Source organism: Brevibacillus sp. YAE8, assembly GCF_057543335.1.
Window position 1 is genome coordinate 1 of sequence record NZ_BAAIYG010000146.1, and the last position, 544, is coordinate 544.

1 protein-coding gene is annotated in these 544 nt (G+C 51.8%); it reads left to right on the plus strand.

Features of this window, described 5'->3' with window-relative positions; all coding sequences use genetic code 11:
- On the plus strand, positions 1-544 hold a 544-nt coding region (gene mreC / locus AC27IT_RS28080), incomplete at both ends, for a rod shape-determining protein MreC (protein WP_487092304.1).

Consider the following 544-nt stretch of genomic DNA (forward strand, 5'->3'; position numbering starts at 1 on the left):
GTAGTTTTCGCTCGATCCGCTTCGCTTGCTACTTTTCCTGCCTAGGCTATCTTTCACTTGATTGGCTGAAACCTTCTGTTGCCGAGGAACTCGCATATTTTATGAAGCCGATTTTTAGCAGGGGGCCTTCCCTGCAACTGCGACTTTTTTTGGCTATTCTCACGGCCATTGTCCTGATTTTTGCCGACAGTAAAGTAGGTACGTTCGTTAAGATCCGCACCTATATGGACACTGCCGTCAGTCCTTTCTATTTCTTGTCGAATGCGCCACGTGAATTCCTCGATCAGGTTTCCGCCACGTTTGCTACCCGCCAGTCTCTTGAACTCGAAAACCGCGCGCTGCGTCAGGAATTGCTGCTCAAAAACAGCGATTTGATGCTGCTTGGCCAATTCAAACAGGAGAACGCCCGTCTGCGCGAACTGCTGGGCTCGCCGCTGCGTCAGGATGAGCACAAGATGGTGGCTCAGGTTCTGTCGACCAGCAATGACCCGTACAGCGATCAGGTGGTCGTCGACAAAGGCAGCAACAATGGCGTTTACGTCGG